Origin of the sequence: Pseudomonas sp. 43(2021), assembly GCF_017490805.1 — a bacterium.
Lineage (GTDB): Bacteria > Pseudomonadota > Gammaproteobacteria > Pseudomonadales > Pseudomonadaceae > Aquipseudomonas.
Map to the genome: position 1 here is coordinate 1 of NZ_JAFGYJ010000329.1, position 499 is coordinate 499.

The window sequence follows — 499 nt, forward strand, 5'->3', positions numbered from 1 at the left end:
CCTCGCCACAGTCATCATCTCAGTCAAAACCGGGTGCTCCCTTCAATCGGTACGGCTTTGATCGTGGCGCGTGGGCCTGATGTCGGCCCCGGCCCCGGCGCTGGCACGCCTTGCGCGGCGCTTGGCAATTGCGGCGCCTGCATGTCGGGCATCGCCCAGCTGCGTTCCGGTTGCAAGCCGCCCTGGGCGCGGCGCATGAAGTCGTAGCGGTTGAGGGTGATGCTGCGCCCCGCTTCGCTGTCGCGGATGATGTACGGGCGCAGGAACACCATCAGGTTGGTCTTGGTGATCGCCCGGCGTTCGTTGCGAAACAGCGCGCCGATGCCCGGCAGGCTGCCCAGCCACGGCACCGCATCATTGCTCTGGCTGTAGCCGTCCTGAAGCAAACCACCGAGGACCATGATCTGCCCATCGTCGAGCAGAATGCTGGTGTCGATCGCGCGCTTGTTGGTGACGATGCCGGCGGCGGTCACGCTGTTGGACGCGCGCTCATCAATGC

Annotated in this window: 1 pseudogene; it reads right to left on the minus strand. The window is 65.5% G+C overall.

Features of this window, described 5'->3' with window-relative positions:
• Nucleotides 1–23: 23 nt before the first annotated feature.
• Nucleotides 24–499 (minus strand): annotated as a pseudogene (locus J5M71_RS27465) (type II secretion system protein GspD); the annotation flags it as partial.